The following is a 17315-nucleotide window of genomic DNA, read 5'->3' as shown; positions in this document are numbered from 1 at the left end:
TTATCAGGAGACAGCAAATAGATAAGATAGAGGTAAATTACTTCTTGCTGTAAATAGGAGTAATATGGAGATAGAGTCTAGTTTTGTCCTGATGAAAGATCGAGTGTGGAGGGAGACAAAGTGAGTAGATTTTCTGGTGTTGGTCAGGCAATTATCTTGTCTGGCTTGTTATCTCTTTCCAGCCTGAGCGTACAAGCCTCAGATCGTTTCAATTGGAGCAGTAATGTCTGGATACAGCCTAGCTGGAGCAGTAGCTGGGGTCACCACTATCCAAACTACAACAGTGGTTGGCGTTGGGGTGTTGGAGTAAGCACTGGTTCACCTTACTGGAATAATCACGGCTACTACTGGAACAGACCATGGTATCGTCCTTACTGGCGTAACAATTGGGGCTATCCTTATCGCTACGATCGTAGAGAGTATAAGCGTCCAGAGCCTAAGGTCATAGCACCACCACAGCGGGTGACCACCAGTGTGCAATATGCATCAGGCCTGAAGAGCCTGCCCGCAAATGCCCGTGTCATGCAAAAAGATGGCCGCACCATCTATGAGTGGCAGGGGGTCGAGTATGTGTTCGACTGGAGCAGCGAGACCTATCGAGAGTTGAAGTAACTAGTCTTGAAATAGCTGGTTCTGATAAGGATTATCCTTCTTACTTAAAAACAGCGTAGTCGGTTATCAGCCATCGGCTATGTTGCTTTTAGATTCATATGCTGGTCTTGAGCGCTTACTCATTCCCTTAACTCCTCTATTTGATTACTAGCTTCGTCTTCGCTTACTAGCTACAAAGCTTACTGAAAGCGTAGCCTGGAACTGTCGAGAACAGATAAAGCGTCATTTCTTTCCTATACTCATAATTGTCCCTCAATTTTTCATTGCCAGTGTTTGCCTGAGTGCCGCTTATGAATGACTTGAAAAAATCTGAGATCCTTACCGAGAGCGGAACTAACGAGCTCGAAATTATCGAGTTTCATCTACACAAGTTACTTCCCGATGGCGGCTATAAAGTATGTCATTACGGCATTAACGTGGCTAAGGTGCGGGAAGTTATTTTGGTGCCGAGCACATCCGATTATCCAAATGCTCAGCCGCACATGGTGGGCGTTTTCTCCTTAAGAGATATCTTGATCCCCTTGGTGGATCTGGCTGGGTGGCTTGGGATCCCGACTCAGGATGATTTGACTCATAAGGTTGTGATCGTCACCGACTTTAACAAGATGATTAATGGTTTTTTGATCGATAGTGTTCGCAGTATTCATCGGGTGTCATGGGAACAGGTTGAATCCCCCAGTCAGTTTTTAGAGGCAGGGGAACAAGATTGTGTCGTTGCTGTTGTCAGGCGGGAGGGGCACCTGATTATGGTGCTGGATTTTGAGAAGATCATCGCGGATATCAATCCGGAATTGAGCATGGATAAGTATGATGTGCTGCAGGATAAGAGTGTCATTATCAACGATACCATGCTCGCGAAGCGCGAAGCCAAGACCATATTGGTTGTCGACGACTCTGCATTTATTCGTAAGATGATTGAAAGTACATTGAGATCGGCCGGATATAACATTATCACGGCGAAAGATGGCGGTGATGCCCTCGAGATGTTGCTGGAGTATGAGCGCTTAGCCCTTGATGAGGGCGCTTCGGTAGATGATTTTGTCAGTGCGATTATTACCGATGTAGAGATGCCGAGAATGGATGGGATGCACTTAGTGAAGCGTCTGCGTGATACCAGTGCTTATAGCAAGATGCCTATCGTGATGTTTTCGTCACTGATGAGTGAGGATAACCGCAGTAAGGCGCTGCAACTCGGGGCAAACGACACCATAACTAAACCAGAGATCGGCCGTATGGTCGGAATGATGGATGGTTATGTGCTCGGTGGTTAACTCCTGGTTTTGTACTTTAAATTTAAACGTTTAGAGTGGCGGTAACGGGCCTGTTGTAGGCTGGTTTTCAGCAACCGCCCCATGGTTTTACTTCGTTATTGTTGAGCTATATGGTCTTTTTTTAATAACGAAAATAGTGTCAGGTCATGATATCGACCTTTCCAAAAGCTATGCTCCCTCAGTATACCCTCGGCTTTGAATCCGAGTTTGAGCAGTAGGGACTCAGAGGCAAGGTTGCCCATCATGGTATAGGCTTCGATACGGTTAACTGTTGACGGGCAGGAACTTGAAAATGCAAACTCGATAACAGAAGTTATCGCCTCGGTTGCATAACCTTTTCCCCAAAATGCCCGGCTAAACTCATAGCCGATGACGGCAACGTGACGATCCGGTTCGAATCGATTGATGCCGCAGCCGCCGATATAGCTCCCTATATAGTCCTCCGATGATTTTTCACGCACCGCCCATCTCAGCATCTGATTATCTAAGGCCTTCCTACTGTCGCCCTCAATTAAATCCAATGCCTGCCCGATAGAATCGAAAACATCTAAATCGTAATATTCGGTAACCCGTTTATCGGAAAACAACTCAAATACAGCCTGAGCATCGTCTGCGGTGGTCTCATTTAACACGAGTCTCTCGCTGCTCAGTGTTGGAAATCTGTTCATCGGGGACTCTTTCCGCTCTTGAGGAACATCTGATAACGATTGACGGTAAATTGATCTTCCAGATACTGCTTTTCGAAGCTCATTCCCAACTTGAGCAGCACATTGATCGAGGCTTGGTTTTCGGCTACGGCGTCACCGACTACTCGATCTAACTTCATCTCTTGTCTGGCATAGTCGACACATGCCATATTCGATTCGGTTGCGTAGCCCTTGCCCCAATGATCCGGGTGAAAGCGGTAACCGATATCGACGGCCCCGATACGAGTTTCGTTCTTAAATCCGCAAAAGCCTATTACCTTGCCTGTTTCTTTCAGTACCACCGCCCAGCGACCAAAGCCAAACTTGCCATACTCGACTAGCCAGATATCGCGGATGATAGCTTCTGCATCCTGCAGACATTCACACATGCCGGAATCTCCCGTGTAACGGTTGACCTCTTCCGGGGCATTGAAATGGAGTACGGCTGCGGCATCGTTAAGATTAAACTCACGGATAATGAGTCGGTCGGTCTCGATAATTATACGGCTCATGTCACTCCTACCTTTTTTGTTCGGTTAGCTTTTGCATTAGCTTTTGTATGAGTTTTTTTATTCACTCTTGTATTGGTTTTTACTTTATCTGGATAGTGAAAACCAAAACAGATACAGTTTGTGTAAATAAAACCCAATACAGTTAGCTTAAGAGTGTTCAATTCATGGCCCAGTTCAAGTATCGCAAAATTGTAGATGAGGTGATCCGTTCCATTGAGCTTGGTGTTGTTTCGGATCAAGAGGGAGGAGGGAAGCTTCACTCGGTGCGTGAATGTGCAAAAATGAACGAAGTCGGCGTGTCCACCGTGATTCAGGCTTATCATGAGCTTGAGAGATTGGGTTGGATCTATGCCAAGCCCAAGCGGGGCTACTTTGTCAGCCCGAGGCGGGGTCTTCTGCAGCCCGACTATGGATGTAAAGTGAATAGGGGTCATGCGGGGCAGGATTTAGCCAGTGCAGTGCAATACTCATTCAATGATCCCGATATTCTACCGCTTTCCTGTACGGCACCCAGCACAGTTATCGATAATGAGTTGGTACTTAACCGCCTTCATAGGCAAGTGTTGAAACATCGTCCATATAAGTTGATGATGCAAGATCCTATCGAAGGTATTGCCGAGCTAAGAGAGGAGATCTGTCGTCATCTGCTTCGTAGCGGTCAGGTGTTTTCACTGCAGCAGGTGCTGGTGACAAATGGCCGGCAGGAGGGACTGCTATTAGCCTTGACTGCGGCACAGGCAATAGGAAAAACCGTAGCGGTAGAGTCTCCTGTCTCTTTCTATTTTCAGGCCATATTGAAACAGTTTAATGCCGATGTCATTGAGGTGCCCATGCAGGGGAAATATGAGGATGAACTTGCACTACTCTCTCAAGCCTATGAAACCCAGCCGTTCGACACTTATCTTGTTAATCCCAGCTTTGCCGATCCTACCGGACGTCTGTTATCGAACGAGGATAAACTCGCGCTGATCGATTGGGCTGCAGCTCATCATGTTACCTTGATAGAGTATGATCGCAGTGAGCTCTATTTCGGTGGCATTCGCCCCGCCACTATTGCCAGCCTGGTTAACGAGTCGACCGCCTGCAAGGTGATAAGTATCGGTGATTTTTACGATACGATCTCACCTTCAATCAGTTTAGGTTACCTCTTGTGTATTAATACTTTCGATGCTTGTCAGTTCGCTAAGCAAACGGTGGCCGAGGAGCCTGGTATGGCTTTACAGCATATGGTCTCGAATCTACTCGGTTCGGGGAAATATCAAAAGTTGCTCTTTAAACTCAGGGAACAGATCCGCTGCAATTACCAAAAGTCTATAAACTTGCTGACACCTGTGCTCGGGGAGTCTCTCTATATGAGTCAGCCCGATGGTGGCCCCTGTTTATGGTTTAAGTTGCCCGGTGGGCTCTCCAGTGAAGCCTTATGGGCTAAGGTTATCGAATCTAAGCTATCTATCGCACCGGGAGCGATGTTTTCATTCAATCATAGTTATGATGATTATTTCAGGATCACCTATGCCTTGCCCTGGGACGAAAAGATGGAGTCGGGTGTACTTCGTCTTGGGGAGATCATTAGGGATTATATTGAAGGCGCTAATTCGGGGAGGGCAGTCTAAGTAGTTGTTAAGTAGAGGTTCAGCTCGTGATGCTAGAGTGAATAACATAAAGCGTATTACCGCTAATTTTTGACTCTTAGGAAAGACTGAATGATAAAGAAATTAATGAACAGATCTATTATCTTAGCCAGTAGCCTTATTTTCTCAATAAGCCCAGCCTTTGCATCCACCCAAACAGCCGTAACCGCGCAACTGATTAAGTCAGAAGCCGAAGGTTCGGTACTTATCTGTCAATACCGAACCATAAAGCAAGTTCATTTCAAGGTGCTATTTACCAATCAGACCTGTCCGCTGGAGATACAGGTTGATCATTAGAGCTGTCAGTTCAATGTCATATATGGTCAAGCATGAACTCTACCACTGAACTTGGGCTAAAGGATTGTCGCCCTCGGCTATGATTGTTTTTACTATGTGATTCTCGCCATCGAGCAAGATGAGTCGTGGGACCCCTGCGTTGGCAAACTTGGCGTAGATGCTACGGTCACTATCGGCGACTAATGGGAAGTTTATTTGATATTCATTGGCAAACTTATCTAATGCCTCTTTGTTCTCTTCGCGGCCTATACCTATGATATCCAGATTAGGATCTAAAATAAGATCAGATGCCTGTAGTGCTTTCATCGCTCGTTGAGAATCGGGACACCAGGTCGCAAACAGTACCAATAACTTGGCATTTTCTGACTCAGTAAGATCAATGTTATTTCCTTGAGAATCGGTGAATTTTTTGACAGGTACGGATTCCCCGGCGCTGACATAGGTCAGGTATTCAATTTTATCCGCCTCAGAAACAGAGCTGGCACAACCTGTAATTGTGAGCGCCATAGTGAGCATAAATATTGCAGCTAGCTGTTTCATTGGATATCCATTTATTTAACAGTGAGTAATACTAATCGGAATAACCTATCAAAATTCTACTTTCATGTATAAACAATTGTTCACTGTTGACAGATGTATGAGGAAAAACTAAGGTAGAAGTTCTACACTCCATTCTGTTTATTAAGTTATTGATTAACAGTGATTATCAAGGGTAATAACGTGTCATTAACACTTAGCAATACTTACTACTATCTATAGCCACAATGGCGTAGATAGAGGTTCATATTAATCCCCCCTCATTTTGATCACACCATTGTGGCAATTCCATCTATTTTTCGGACATTGGCCACGGTACAGCGCCTGTTCCGGATACATTTTCTCTATTGTGGAACACCATAAATGAATAAAAGTAAAATCTTCGGCAGCATGCTTATCATTGCCGGCACGACCATAGGTGCGGGTATGTTAGCCCTGCCCCTTGCCTCCTCGGGTTTAGGTTTTGGCGTAGCCAGTATTATTATGTTTCTGATCTGGTCTCTTATGACCTATACCGCATTACTGATGATTGAAGTGCACCAGTTTGCCCCCGCCGATGCGACCCTGCACACCCTGGCGTATAAACTGCTCGGCAGAAAAGGGCAGCTTATTGCCAGTTTTTCGATGATGTTTCTGTTTTATGCTTTGTGTGCCGCCTATATTGCCGGCGGTGGTGAGCAGATCCATAGTAAGCTCACAAGCTGGTTTGAGCTGGATATCCCTATGCAGTTGGGGGCGATACTCTTCACCGTGTTAATTGGTACCGTGGTGGCGATAGGTACTCGCTCTGTCGATATGATTAACCGCAGCTTATTCTCTTTGAAATTAATTGCCTTAGTCTTGATGTTGTTTCTGCTATTACCTCATATCTCTGTCGATAACTTAGTGGCGCTGCCAGTGCATCAAGGACTGGTATTAGCCTCATTGCCGGTGATTTTTACCTCGTTTGGTTTTCATGGCTCAATTCCATCTATCGTGCGTTACTTAGGAAAGGATACTAAGGCATTAAGGTGGATCATTGTGGTGGGCTCGGCACTGCCACTGGCGGTTTACCTGTTATGGATGCTGGCCAGTCAGGGGGTCCTGACACAAAATGATTTGATGGGGAGTCAAAGCCTCAATGGATTCATTGGTTCTCTGAGTCGCCTGCTGCATGACCCTATGATAGCGAACACGGTATCGATATTTGCCGATCTCGCACTGGCGACCTCATTTCTCGGTGTCAGTTTAGGCTTGTATGATTTTATATCAGACCTGTTGAAGCGCAGCGCGAAGCCAGGCCATAGGGTTCAGGTCGCCCTGGTGACTTTTATGCCACCATTGGGGTTTGCTATGTTTTACCCACAAGGGTTTATCGCAGCTTTAGGTTACGCGGCATTTGCGTTGGTGGTGCTGGCGATCTTTCTGCCTGTGGCTATGGTATCGACCCAGCGCCGTCAAGTCGGGCTAGGTGGCTATCGAGTTAAGGGCGGGGCACTGGGGCTGGCATTGGTAACATTAGCAGGTATTTTAATCATGACAGTGCAATTGTTGCAGATGTTTGATGCTTTACCTGCGGTTGGCTAGGTATCCTGCCGTTGGCTGGTTAGCCGATAAATGAGGATATTCATCGACTGTAAGGCGTAATTGTCTAAAAAGTGGCTAATCAGGCATTAATTTGTTTTAAAGGATGTTTTTTTAGTCATTTAGTTCATATGGGGCTTTACATTGAACTCAAGTATCCCTATTATCAGCGGCGTTCGGAGGGATGGCAGAGTGGTCGAATGCACCGGTCTTGAAAACCGGCATGGGTTTGTAGCCCATCTAGGGTTCAAATCCCTATCCCTCCGCCACATTAAAGAAAAAAGGCTCATCATTTGATGAGCCTTTTTTCGTTTCAGTGTCCCGTCCTGAGATAAGTAGAAAAGTGGGGTTTGTAACCCATTCAGATGAAGCCCCAAGCACTTCTTATAACAAAGAGTGCTTGGGGCTTTTTCGTATATTCAATTTAGAACCCTAGGGTTCCTATTGTTTGAATCAGCTATCCCGGTGCCACATTCAGATGAAGGGCTACTCGAAAGAGTAGCCCTTTTTCGTATGTTCGATTCAGAACCCTAGGGTTCCTCTCTGCTTGTGATAGTGGAGAGTAAAGTCAGCTATCCCTCCGCCCCGATCTTTCATCGAGAGTCAGATGAAGTCCCAAGCGCTTCTTATAAAAAAGAATGCTATCCCTTCGCCATCTATTTCAGTGCAAAGTAGATATAGGTGACACGTTCACTTGGGGGAAGTACCTGCCGATAAGGTTTACGTTTTAAGTGCATTAATAATCAAAGAGACGGTATGAGTACGATTAGGGGGAAAAGTCTTTTTGATTGTGTTATGCATGAATTGCAAATGATTCTTCTAATTTGTGGGTAAAAGAAAGTCGATTACTATATTTGCAAAGTGTGATTTGAAACGATGGCACCATACTTTAACTGCAGTTAAAGTATGGCGCATGCAGCAAAAAATATTTCCGGAATACACTCATGAAAAAAATTGATCACCTTGATTCCTTTACATTATCCGTATTTGTAGAGCTTTATGAACAAAAGAGTGGAACCGCTGCAGCCTCAAAGTTAGCGATAACCCAGTCAAAAGTAAGCCGAACATTGACGTCCCTTCGTCATATTTTTGAAAATGAACTTTTTATTAGACAGCAGCATGGCATGAAACCAAATCATCTGGCTGACAGACTCTACCCCCTAGCCAAAACGTTAGTCGCGAACTTTCGCTCTCTGGCTCACACCATGGAGATCACTGTAGCAGAAAATAAGGCGGTTAATGTTGCTGCTCAGGGGAATTTTCATAACATAATTTTTGACTGCTTGAATCAAATTACTAACGGTGAAGGGGCTCAGTTTTCTTTCGAACTACACACAATTGCATCAGACTTTCAGAAAAAATTGGTTAACGGCGTCTTTGATTATTGTATAGCTGTCAACCCAGCCCAAGCGGACGGCATCACCCAGTATGAAATAGGAGAAATAGGCCGCTATTTCTTGGTCGCAAAGAAAGGGCACCCTGTCTTCAATTCTAAAATCACATTAGAGAGTATTCTCAAATATAAAGTAGCCATATCAAATTATGCTTTAGACGAGCAGAAAATGCCCCGTATCGATAAGATTGCCTACCAGAAAAAAATCCCAATCACCGTTGCACTAAAAATTTCTGACATGAGACTGCTTCTTGATTATCTCGAACTTGGTGACAGTGTAGGATTGGTGGCAGGATCTGTTTTTCTTCATACTCTGCAAGAAAGAGCGGAGCTTGAGTTCCTCGACATTACTGAATTATCAACTAACTTGTTTAGTGAGACATCCACCTACAAAGAACATAAATACTATTTACTGGCAAATGACTCTAGCGATGATATTTTAGCATTGAAGTTGACCGAGAAGTTGCGGGAGCATTTTTCTAATGATAACCAGTGATATTAGTCTTTGTTGAGTAAATTATCCTCCAGGCCGCTCTGTCCCATAGGCTTTCCAAGCTTAGAGGTCACTCCTATTTGCAATGCCTGAATGTCAGTTAAAGCCATATCGTTGCCTTCCGTGTACCAAAACACCTGAAAATTGAGTTTTCTCCCTGTTTCTTGCTCGCCAAATCTTTCCAAGGAGTTAGATTTTCAAGTGAATCATGTGGCCGCACTGTAAATTGTTACACATGAAGTTCATCGGCTGATATGGATTCACCGCGTCAGATACCACTAACGGTAAGGGGGATTAAGCCGATGCTTCTTGTCCTTACGCCTCAAGCTCAATTTAAGCTAGCAATACACGTGCTATACACGTTTATGGTTGCATAACTTTTCCGAGCTTATGCGGGTTTGAAAGAGCTTGATCCCCCTCCGTATTCCGGATATTTTCCGACGTGTTTCTTACGTGGCAATAACGGGGTCATCCAGGCAACGACCAGACTGATAACGCAAGATTGATCCCAACGATTTGCTTATGAGATATTTTCCAACATGATCTTTGGGGATTTAATGTTCCAAACTGATGTCTGCAAACATCCCCTTAAAATCTTCAGGTCGCATAAGTACCTAATATTTAACTCTTCCATACCACCGAACTTACCTTTCCAGTTGTAATAGGTTACCTCTGAAATGCCATATTCTTGGCAGACCTGCTTGATAATTTAGTTATCAAAATTGTTGAAATTTTGTTTGTAAACGTTTTGTCGATCACAATTTGAATTTTGCTTTAGGGCTATTATCTTTTCGTAGGAAAAACGCTAAGTTGTTGTTTTTTAAGATATTTATAATTGGGAAATGCAATTTGTCACTATGTTGAATTGCAGAATTTCAATAACTGGAGAGATGATTATGAATTTAGATAGACGTCAGGCGATGGGAAAAATTGTTGGTTTTGCCGGTGCGGCCGCAGTCTCACCCGCCGTGTTCGCCGCTGATACTTGTCCGGTTGATGGCGCCATAGGTTTGGGGAGTGATGGCAAAGATTTGGCAGATAACTTACTGGGATATATTGAGCTGGATCCTTTTGCAGTCGCCAAACGTGCCTATGAAGGCTATTTTCGTGGTGGTTGTATGTATGGTGTATTCAATGCCGTAGTTAAGGAGCTTGCCGCTCAAGGGCATGAGGATGCCTGTAATTTTGCCGCCATCCCAACCAATATCACTGTCTATGGTGGCTCCGGCGTTAAAGGGTGGGGTTCTATTTGTGGCTGCGTCAATGCCGCGGCTATGATTATTAACATACTGGGCGGTGTCGATCAGTTCCAGGTTATCAGTGCTGTCAACCGCTACTATGAAAAGACTCCTATGCCTCGTGGCGATGATAAGTTTCTGAATTATATCGGTGCGCCGATTATGCACAATGATGCTGGTGAGTTGTTAACAGCTGATATGATTGGCCAGTCGGTCGCCGGCTCCATCTTATGTCACACCTCGGTCTCACACTGGTCTGCCACGAGTAAGCTTGGTGGGAAGCATAAAGCCAAGTATGAGCGTTGTGCTCAGGTAACGGCAGAAATAGCATTCAAGACGGTCGAATTTTTAAACCTTGCGCTCAAAGGCGAGCTAGCAACCGATCCTAAGTTTGAGATACATGCTCAAGGCAATGATGACTGTTCCGGTTGCCATACTGGCACCAAGCGTGAGCCTGATACCTACATTGGTTCGGATGTGAATTCCTATATGGAATGTCAGACCTGTCACGCACCACATGATGTTACGTCCGGTCTGACTGGCATGCACGCGGATGCGACTTGTAGCACTTGCCACAACTAAGGGAATTCTTATGCGTAAATTACTTATAACCGCATCCCTGGCACTGCTGTTGTCTGCCTGTAGTTCCGATGATGATGTGAGCGTTGAGCCAATTGATCCAGTTGTTCCGGTAGAGCCGGTCGATCCTGCACCAGCCAGTGTCACCATAGATCAGGCTAACGAGATTAGAGTAGTCATTGGGTCGGTTGATCCTCAAAGTTTCGCCATCGCCTTTACCTTGACCGATGCTGATAGTCAGGTGGTAACTGATGCTGGTAGCGATTTCGAGATAATGTACCTGAGTATGCCTTCCGCGATCACTTCGGCGTTTAGCATGCCCTGGCATAATGCATCTAAATTTGGCTGCGATGCAGAAGAGTCTGACTGTATAGATACACTGGTCGAAGTGAGTCCGGGATCTTATACCTTCACTCCTGCCAGTCAACCTGTCTTCAATATGGAGACTCAAACCTTAAGGCTATCTGTTATGGTTGCTGGCGCGTTAGCGCAAAGCAAACCAGAAATAGTAAAACCCATAGGCAAACATTTTTGGTTACCGGCGAGTTAGCGCAAAGTAAACCAGAAATAACTAAACCTTCAATAAGTTAATGTAACTGAAACCACCGTTCCTCGGAGCGGTGGTTTTTTATTTTGGTGATTATATTTATTGTGTAATGAGTGGTTTTCTTTTTAATTTTAGTTGCTTAGGATGTATCGTTAGACTCGATGATTTCGATTGCCAGATACCTTCGCCAGTGGACATTTGGTTTGACTGGTTAGTTTATCGAAGTCCTCCCGGATCCTGATGATGATAAGTGTGTTGGCTGTTCGGGCAGCCTATCCATCAGTTAGAAGCGTATTTACCTAAGAAGAGAGTGGTCGGCGATCTTGATACGCCTGCGCGATACCCAAAGTTGGAAGTTTAAGGGAGTGACGCATTGCAAACTCCAGGCTTCATTAGATTGGCAGATTAATGAAATTAAGCTTAATTCTGAGTCAAAAAGCAATTTCATTCTATGGAGTATTAAGTTCTTGATTTTGAAGGTAGCTGACTGAGCATCAGTGGGTAGCCTAGTTCTAATGCTAAAAATAAAAATGTCACTCTACAGAATAGAGTGACGAACCCATTTGGAGGTTGGGTACAACAATTAATAACGACTATTAATCTTGTAAATTTAATGTGGCTACCTGCCCAATAACTTCCCTGTGAACTCGCTGAAATGAAAGGGTAACACTTCAACGAAATTAATTAGCCATGATGAGGTATGGCTAATTAATTCATTCATTGCACGTTAATAAATCACCATTATTAGTGACAATTAACGCAAGAATCACTAGGTGTCACTTCATCGTGAGCAAGATGACAGTTACTGCATTCTAAAACATCATGGTGCCCTTGATGCGTTTCGTCAGCAAAGTCACTCAAAGGGCCATGACACTCAACACATGAACTATTTTCATGAACCATGTCATCAGATGGTTCACCGTTAATATGACAAGATTCACAACCACTCATTTCAGCATGGGTATCTGCTATTGGTTCTGCAAGTACGTAACCTGATAATATTAATAGGAATGTTAATCCAAAAATTCTAAGCATGTAATAAACTCCTGATATTGGTTTATGCGACAGTCATTTGTCCGGTGTAAAGAATGAAGTTACGCAGCAGTAAAACGCCCAATAAGCTGCAGCTAGCTGTAATAGCAACATATGATAGTTTTCGTTTAGAGGAGGCTGTCATAAATAAATTGAAGGCGAGCGGTAGTGTTAAGCCTATTACAATGATCCCTGCCCAGAATATCCATCCCCAGAAACCTTCTCCGAGGGCCGTAAATGCCGCAACTTGGCTCTGTCCGCCAGATATAATCAAACCAATGAAGAAGGTAAAAAGCAGAACCAGTTCAAGTAAAATGATTGGTATTTCAATATGATGAATAAAATGGACTTCTTTACTATCAGGATTCCCCTTGAGGAGTAATCCACCTAACAAGGTTCCCGCTGCCCCTGAAGAAATACCAGAAACAAGAAATAACATAGGTAGTACAGGATTGTTGAGCATAGGAAAAGTGGTCAATGCAGAAAGTAAAAAGCCAGTATAAGCACCTAAAGATAGGGCTAACATCACTAGTAACCCTGTGATGCTAGGCTCATGCTTATCTAATATATTTAATATTCTATCTATCAACGGCCAGCGATGGTCACACCAATTGGATATTGGCTCTTTAAATAAACAAGCTAACCATGAAAATAAGGCTACTTGGTAAATCATTAGCACTGCAACTCCAACAGACATAATTGAAGTTGGATTGTAAAATACTAAAATTTTCCAGAAATCAAATGGCTTAGTTAAATCGAGAACGAGTATGCCAAGACCGGCAAATACAGCTAGTGGTGCAAGTAGACAAGCTGCTTGAACAAAACTTGATTTGTAAGCATTTTTACCTAATTTAAAGTGCTTCAGTAATACGGCGAAACAAATAGCCCCGGCCGATATACCTGCTAAAAAAAGGTAGATTGCGATAGGCCAATGCCAAACAAGGCTATCAAAATGAAATGGATTCATAGCTTTATTTCCCCATCTTTTGCTGCAATACGGAATAGTTTTGGACGAGTTCCCAGATCTGTTTTGCTTCGATAATTTGGTGTCGTTTTTAGAACCTTAACAATTTCAGAATCAGGATCTTTTAGGTTGCCAAAGACAAGCGCTTTTGTTGGGCAAGCAGCGACGCAAGCAGGTGACTTTCCTTCTTTAAGACGAGTTTCTTTACAGAAATCACATTTATCAGCGGCTTTAGTAACCGGATTGATAAAGCGGATTTGATATGGACATGCGGCAATGCAGTACATACATCCAACACATTTCCAACTGTCTACTGAGACAATGCCTGTTTTAGGATCTTTGTACGCAGCCCCTGTCGGGCAGACATTGACACAGGGAGTTCCATCACATTGCTGACATGATTTGCGAGAGAAACTAAAGTACTGATCAGGATATTCACCAAATGGACCAGTTTTAACTATTTCTAATCTACTTACACCTTCGGGGACATTGTTCGTTTCACGACAGGCATCAACACACACTTCGCAACCAATGCACTTAGTTTCATCATGAATGAGTGCGTAATTGACCTCGGCTTCGGTATCATCTGCTCTAGTATCTGATTGGGCAGCTATAAGCTTTGTTGATCCAACCGCTCCGACCGCTGTAGCACAAGCACATTTTAAAAAGAGTCTTCTTTTATTTTCCATATATCCCCCTGGTTATCGGCTTTCATGGCAGTTAACGCATAGCTGACGGCGATCATCTGTTGAAATTGCAATAACTGGATCTGTCTCAGTGTGTAATTGATGGCACTTAGCACAATTAACCTTGTTTGAGTGAACTGCATGAGTCCAATCTACTTCGGTTAAATCATCGGAGTTATGACATGTAGTGCAAACTGCGGTTTGCTCTTCAGCAGTGCTGAGTGAATCGTCACTAAATTTGATTAGGCTTGATCTTTTCCTTGGGTGACCTTCTTTTTCTCTGTGGCAATTTTGGCAACGTAACTCTAATGAGTTGCTAGAATGAGCGCCGAACATTTTTCCATTTTTCTTATGGCACATCATGCATTGCTTATTGGTGTTTATTGTTAAGTTAAGCGTATTTGCATAAGAAGTAGATGATGGGCTTAAAATAAATGTAGTCAAAGTTAATATCGAAATTGTTAATATGTTTTTTAATCTAGACATAATGAAATCTCATTGCACAAATTGGCTGTTTAAAACATTAATTAACAGTACTAAATCAATGCTGTTTAGTACTGATCAATATTAAGCAACCAACAACTCCCTTACTAGTAAATCGTCACATTGCTTGTTATCAGATATATGGATAACATTCACACCAACTTTAGCTAGAGATGAATCGATAAAGTCACTATTTTCCGGTGTGTTATGTTCAGGGTCTGTGATGACCAGTTTTACTGATGATTTTTCGTCAAGTATCACATAGTCCAAATGGCAATTTTTAAGGTTTTCATGGGCATTTCTATTGCTTTTTACCTCAAGAATGCTATCCAAAGATGCTCCATATAATACGTTGTATTTTTCTCTTGCTATTTCATTTAGCTTTGACATAAGTTCTGAATACTTAGCTTTTGTTTTTTTAGGGCTTAATTCAATATCGATCTCTTCAGTTTCAATTGCTTCTGATTTGAAAAACTTAATACATGTCATTGTGAATATAACAATGACGGATGGTACGACTAGAAATAATACAAAGTAAATGAATGCATAATTAAGTATTACTGTTGCGTTCATAATGTAAACCTCCAAATTAAAGTGTGTTTGCTTGTTTTGCGAGTCAATTATTCACTTCGTTTCAACTATTAACATTGATTTAGATCAATGTTGCCATTTTGAAGGTCGGTGGTGATTATTATCTGCAATGTCTGACATATTTGTAAAATACGCATTTTACAAATGCACGGCCTACAAATACTTAATGTAAACATTGAATAACTGTTATTAAGGAGTGGCAAGATTAAGGTTGAATTAAATAACACTATTATGAAGCGAACCTGATAAATTGCAGTGTTCAGTCTATCTTTTTGTTTTGTCGGGTTTTATTTTTTGAAAAACAAATTTTATAACAGGTTGATGCTATATGTGAATAAATGCTATGCATATTGTGGGAATCTTAGTGATGTGATGAGATCGTTGTTTTTTTATATTTTTTAAGAAAGTAATTTTAAATGGATGTAATATTGAATTGTTATTTTCTATTGCTGGACACCTTATGAATAGTATTTCCTTTAGCAACCTGGATTTGTTAAGTATAAATATTCTTGTAAATCTTTATGAAAAGAAGTCTGTTACAAAGGTTTCTATCAAACTAAATATTTCGGCACCTAAGGTGAGTAGATGTCTTAAGCATACTCGAGAGGTGTTAGGTAACGAACTTTTCATTAGAAAAAAGCACGGGTTAATCCCCAATGAATTTGCTGATAAGGTTTACCCGGTAGCAAAAAAAATTTTAGTATGCTGCTCAGAACTGCAAAAAATTAACTGCGGAGTAACAAATGATGATCTTTATCATTTTGAGATTTCCGCTCCTGACATTATCTCATTTCCCTTCCCAAAGTTGCTCTTGTCTATGATTCATAGTGGAAAGGAAAATATAAGCTTCAATATCTCTCAATGGGGACGTTCTTCTATAGATGACGTGATATCGGGAAAAACTGATTTTGGGATATGCAGTAGTGATAGTGATGATGTGGTTGATTCTTTTGATAAGAATTTGATATCTATTCCACTTGCTAAGCTTGACTCTATATACTTGATTTGTGACCATAATCACCCATTGTTAAAGCAAAATATTAATCTTAATTCAATCGCAAACTATCCATACGTTGATTGTAATATTGGATCTGTAGTTCAGAGTCGTAGCCAATTTCAGGAATACTGTACACAAAATAATATTCAGTTAGATGTAGAGGTTGAAGTGTGTGGGGCATATAGTTTATTTGATTGCTTGCGTGAAAGAAATGCCGTAGCACTACTACCATTTAGCTCTATTTATAATGTGATTAATAGTATGCCTGATTTTCATGCTTGCAGGTTATCGAAAGTTGAGGTAGAACATTTCTATTCTAACTTAAATATTCCAACACTTTACCTCGTGTATAATAGGAATAATCAGAAGCCAAATCTACCATGGTTAGTCGATGCCATTAAATCTTTAGTTCATTCCACTTTGAATTAACTGTAGAAAGGGTTTCTGTTGACTAAAATTAGGTCACTAGTGTTTTAATCACTTCGCCTATTGCTATTTGGTTGTCTCTAGATTGAGCTAAATTGTTAGGTCTAAATAATTGGTTTGTGACATGAATATTTAGGGCCACCTCTTTCAGCTAAAGGGTAAGAGCAAGGATGTTATCCCTCTGCCTTTTTCGAGCCTGAACCTGAGCCATTCGAAGAGTGGCTAACAGCCTCTTCTTTTCCAGAATGATGCAATCTTCTCTGCGTCATCATCCATTTGAATACTCTTATTTGCTTGCAGCGGAAGCTCATCGTTCAAGTGAACTTTAAAGGTCTTCTCGGCAATGACTTTCCCCTTCAGCTCTAATGTCATGCGCCACTTGCCGACCTTGTTATGTTCCGGTGCCCAGATGGTATCGCCCAGATAGAATTTCCAGTCATTCTCTTTGACGTAAACCTCCCCATCGAATGGTGGCCTGATATTACCGTTTTCATCAGGGATATCAGGATGGTAGATGCAATACCTGAGTTTTTGGTTTTTAGCTTTTTTGATCTGCGCGATAAAGCCAAATTCAATGTCTACCTCGGCGGGAACGTGAACCGTGGCCTTGGTTAACCTTGGCAGCTTGTCACTTTGCTCGTTCCACTTAGTGAAAATCCCGCTATGGATAATGTTAACGTCAGGTTTGAGTTTGGACATGATGGCTGCATTTGAGTGGTTGGCATGATAGTTTATCAAAATCTTCAGATAAGTATGCGTCAACAGTGAGAGAAAGCA

General features: G+C 42.4%; 19 protein-coding genes and 1 tRNA gene. 10 read left to right on the top strand and 10 right to left on the bottom strand.

Annotation, left to right across the window (positions count from 1 at the left end; all coding sequences use genetic code 11):
* The first annotated feature begins 120 nt into the window (after window positions 1-120).
* Window positions 121-612: a hypothetical protein gene (locus tag EKG39_RS14580; RefSeq protein WP_126506479.1), complete on the top strand. Its 492-nt coding sequence runs from the start codon at window positions 121-123 to the stop codon at window positions 610-612.
* Window positions 613-902: 290 nt separating this feature from the next.
* Entirely contained in the window at window positions 903-1883 is a 981-nt protein-coding gene (locus EKG39_RS14575) for a chemotaxis protein (RefSeq protein ID WP_126506478.1), read from the top strand.
* Window positions 1884-1978: 95 nt separating this feature from the next.
* Here the strand turns inward: EKG39_RS14575 and EKG39_RS14570 are convergent, their stop codons facing one another.
* Together EKG39_RS14570 and EKG39_RS14565 are read right to left on the bottom strand one after the other, a co-directional pair.
* Window positions 1979-2551: a GNAT family N-acetyltransferase gene (locus tag EKG39_RS14570; protein ID WP_126506477.1), complete on the bottom strand. Its 573-nt coding sequence runs from the start codon at window positions 2549-2551 to the stop codon at window positions 1979-1981.
* Window positions 2548-3081 (bottom strand): GNAT family N-acetyltransferase, encoded by a 534-nt coding sequence (locus EKG39_RS14565; protein ID WP_126506476.1) that lies wholly within the window; start codon window positions 3079-3081, stop codon window positions 2548-2550. Before EKG39_RS14565 ends, EKG39_RS14570 begins: the two co-directional genes overlap by 4 nt.
* Window positions 3082-3245: 164 nt before the next feature.
* Here EKG39_RS14565 and EKG39_RS14560 point away from each other — a divergent pair, with 164 nt between their 5' ends.
* Entirely contained in the window at window positions 3246-4694 is a 1449-nt protein-coding gene (locus EKG39_RS14560) for an aminotransferase-like domain-containing protein (protein WP_126506475.1), read from the top strand.
* A 90-nt stretch (window positions 4695-4784) separates the two neighbouring features.
* Window positions 4785-5009 (top strand): hypothetical protein, encoded by a 225-nt coding sequence (locus EKG39_RS14555; RefSeq protein ID WP_126506474.1) that lies wholly within the window; start codon window positions 4785-4787, stop codon window positions 5007-5009.
* Between the two features lie 39 nt (window positions 5010-5048).
* Here the strand turns inward: EKG39_RS14555 and EKG39_RS14550 are convergent, their stop codons facing one another.
* Window positions 5049-5549 (bottom strand): TlpA family protein disulfide reductase, encoded by a 501-nt coding sequence (locus tag EKG39_RS14550; RefSeq protein WP_126506473.1) that lies wholly within the window; start codon window positions 5547-5549, stop codon window positions 5049-5051.
* Window positions 5550-5909: 360 nt separating this feature from the next.
* Between EKG39_RS14550 and EKG39_RS14545 the strand changes: the two genes are divergently transcribed.
* From EKG39_RS14545 to EKG39_RS14535, 3 genes are all read left to right on the top strand, one after another.
* The gene (locus EKG39_RS14545) at window positions 5910-7112 is read left to right on the top strand and encodes an aromatic amino acid transport family protein (RefSeq protein ID WP_126506472.1); all 1203 of its coding nucleotides are present in this window, start codon (window positions 5910-5912) and stop codon (window positions 7110-7112) included.
* Window positions 7113-7287: 175 nt separating this feature from the next.
* A tRNA-Ser gene (locus EKG39_RS14540) sits at window positions 7288-7378 on the top strand.
* A gap of 675 nt (window positions 7379-8053) precedes the next feature.
* Entirely contained in the window at window positions 8054-8998 is a 945-nt protein-coding gene (locus EKG39_RS14535; RefSeq protein ID WP_126506471.1) for a LysR family transcriptional regulator, read from the top strand.
* A 517-nt stretch (window positions 8999-9515) separates the two neighbouring features.
* Here the strand turns inward: EKG39_RS14535 and EKG39_RS23890 are convergent.
* A complete protein-coding gene (locus EKG39_RS23890; protein ID WP_425470178.1) occupies window positions 9516-9701 on the bottom strand; it encodes a transposase in 186 nt (61 codons plus the stop codon).
* A 190-nt stretch (window positions 9702-9891) separates the two neighbouring features.
* Between EKG39_RS23890 and EKG39_RS14525 the strand changes: the two genes are divergently transcribed.
* Window positions 9892-10815 carry a C-GCAxxG-C-C family protein gene (locus tag EKG39_RS14525; protein WP_126506470.1) on the top strand — a complete coding sequence of 308 codons (924 nt, stop codon included), beginning with the start codon at window positions 9892-9894 and terminating at the stop codon, window positions 10813-10815.
* Between the two features lie 10 nt (window positions 10816-10825).
* Entirely contained in the window at window positions 10826-11362 is a 537-nt protein-coding gene (locus tag EKG39_RS14520; protein WP_126506469.1) for a hypothetical protein, read from the top strand.
* Window positions 11363-12103: 741 nt separating this feature from the next.
* Here EKG39_RS14520 and EKG39_RS14515 read toward each other — a convergent pair.
* From EKG39_RS14515 to EKG39_RS14495, 5 genes are all read right to left on the bottom strand, one after another.
* Window positions 12104-12394, bottom strand: coding sequence for a cytochrome c3 family protein (locus EKG39_RS14515; RefSeq protein WP_126506468.1), 291 nt, complete (start codon window positions 12392-12394; stop codon window positions 12104-12106).
* 22 nt (window positions 12395-12416) lie between these two features.
* A complete protein-coding gene (gene nrfD, locus EKG39_RS14510; protein WP_126506467.1) occupies window positions 12417-13358 on the bottom strand; it encodes a cytochrome c nitrite reductase subunit NrfD in 942 nt (313 codons plus the stop codon).
* A complete protein-coding gene (locus tag EKG39_RS14505; RefSeq protein WP_126506466.1) occupies window positions 13355-14044 on the bottom strand; it encodes a 4Fe-4S dicluster domain-containing protein in 690 nt (229 codons plus the stop codon). Before EKG39_RS14505 ends, nrfD begins: the two co-directional genes overlap by 4 nt.
* A 12-nt stretch (window positions 14045-14056) precedes the next feature.
* On the bottom strand, window positions 14057-14377 hold the full coding sequence (locus EKG39_RS14500) for a cytochrome c3 family protein (protein ID WP_246028509.1): 321 nt from the start codon (window positions 14375-14377) through the stop codon (window positions 14057-14059).
* Between the two features lie 231 nt (window positions 14378-14608).
* A complete protein-coding gene (locus EKG39_RS14495) occupies window positions 14609-15097 on the bottom strand; it encodes a DUF2726 domain-containing protein (protein WP_126506464.1) in 489 nt (162 codons plus the stop codon).
* A 478-nt stretch (window positions 15098-15575) separates the two neighbouring features.
* Between EKG39_RS14495 and EKG39_RS14490 the strand changes: the two genes are divergently transcribed.
* Window positions 15576-16541, top strand: coding sequence for a LysR family transcriptional regulator (locus EKG39_RS14490; RefSeq protein ID WP_126506463.1), 966 nt, complete (start codon window positions 15576-15578; stop codon window positions 16539-16541).
* Window positions 16542-16760: 219 nt separating this feature from the next.
* Here EKG39_RS14490 and EKG39_RS14485 read toward each other — a convergent pair whose 3' ends face one another.
* Window positions 16761-17237, bottom strand: a complete 477-nt coding sequence (locus EKG39_RS14485) for a DUF3859 domain-containing protein (protein WP_126506462.1) — start codon at window positions 17235-17237, stop codon at window positions 16761-16763.
* Between the last annotated feature and the right edge of the window lie 78 nt (window positions 17238-17315).

It is taken from the genome of Shewanella atlantica (assembly GCF_003966265.1).
GTDB lineage: Bacteria > Pseudomonadota > Gammaproteobacteria > Enterobacterales > Shewanellaceae > Shewanella > Shewanella atlantica.
The sequence above is the reverse complement of the archived record's forward strand: the minus strand, read 5'-3'. Positions and strand labels throughout refer to the sequence as shown.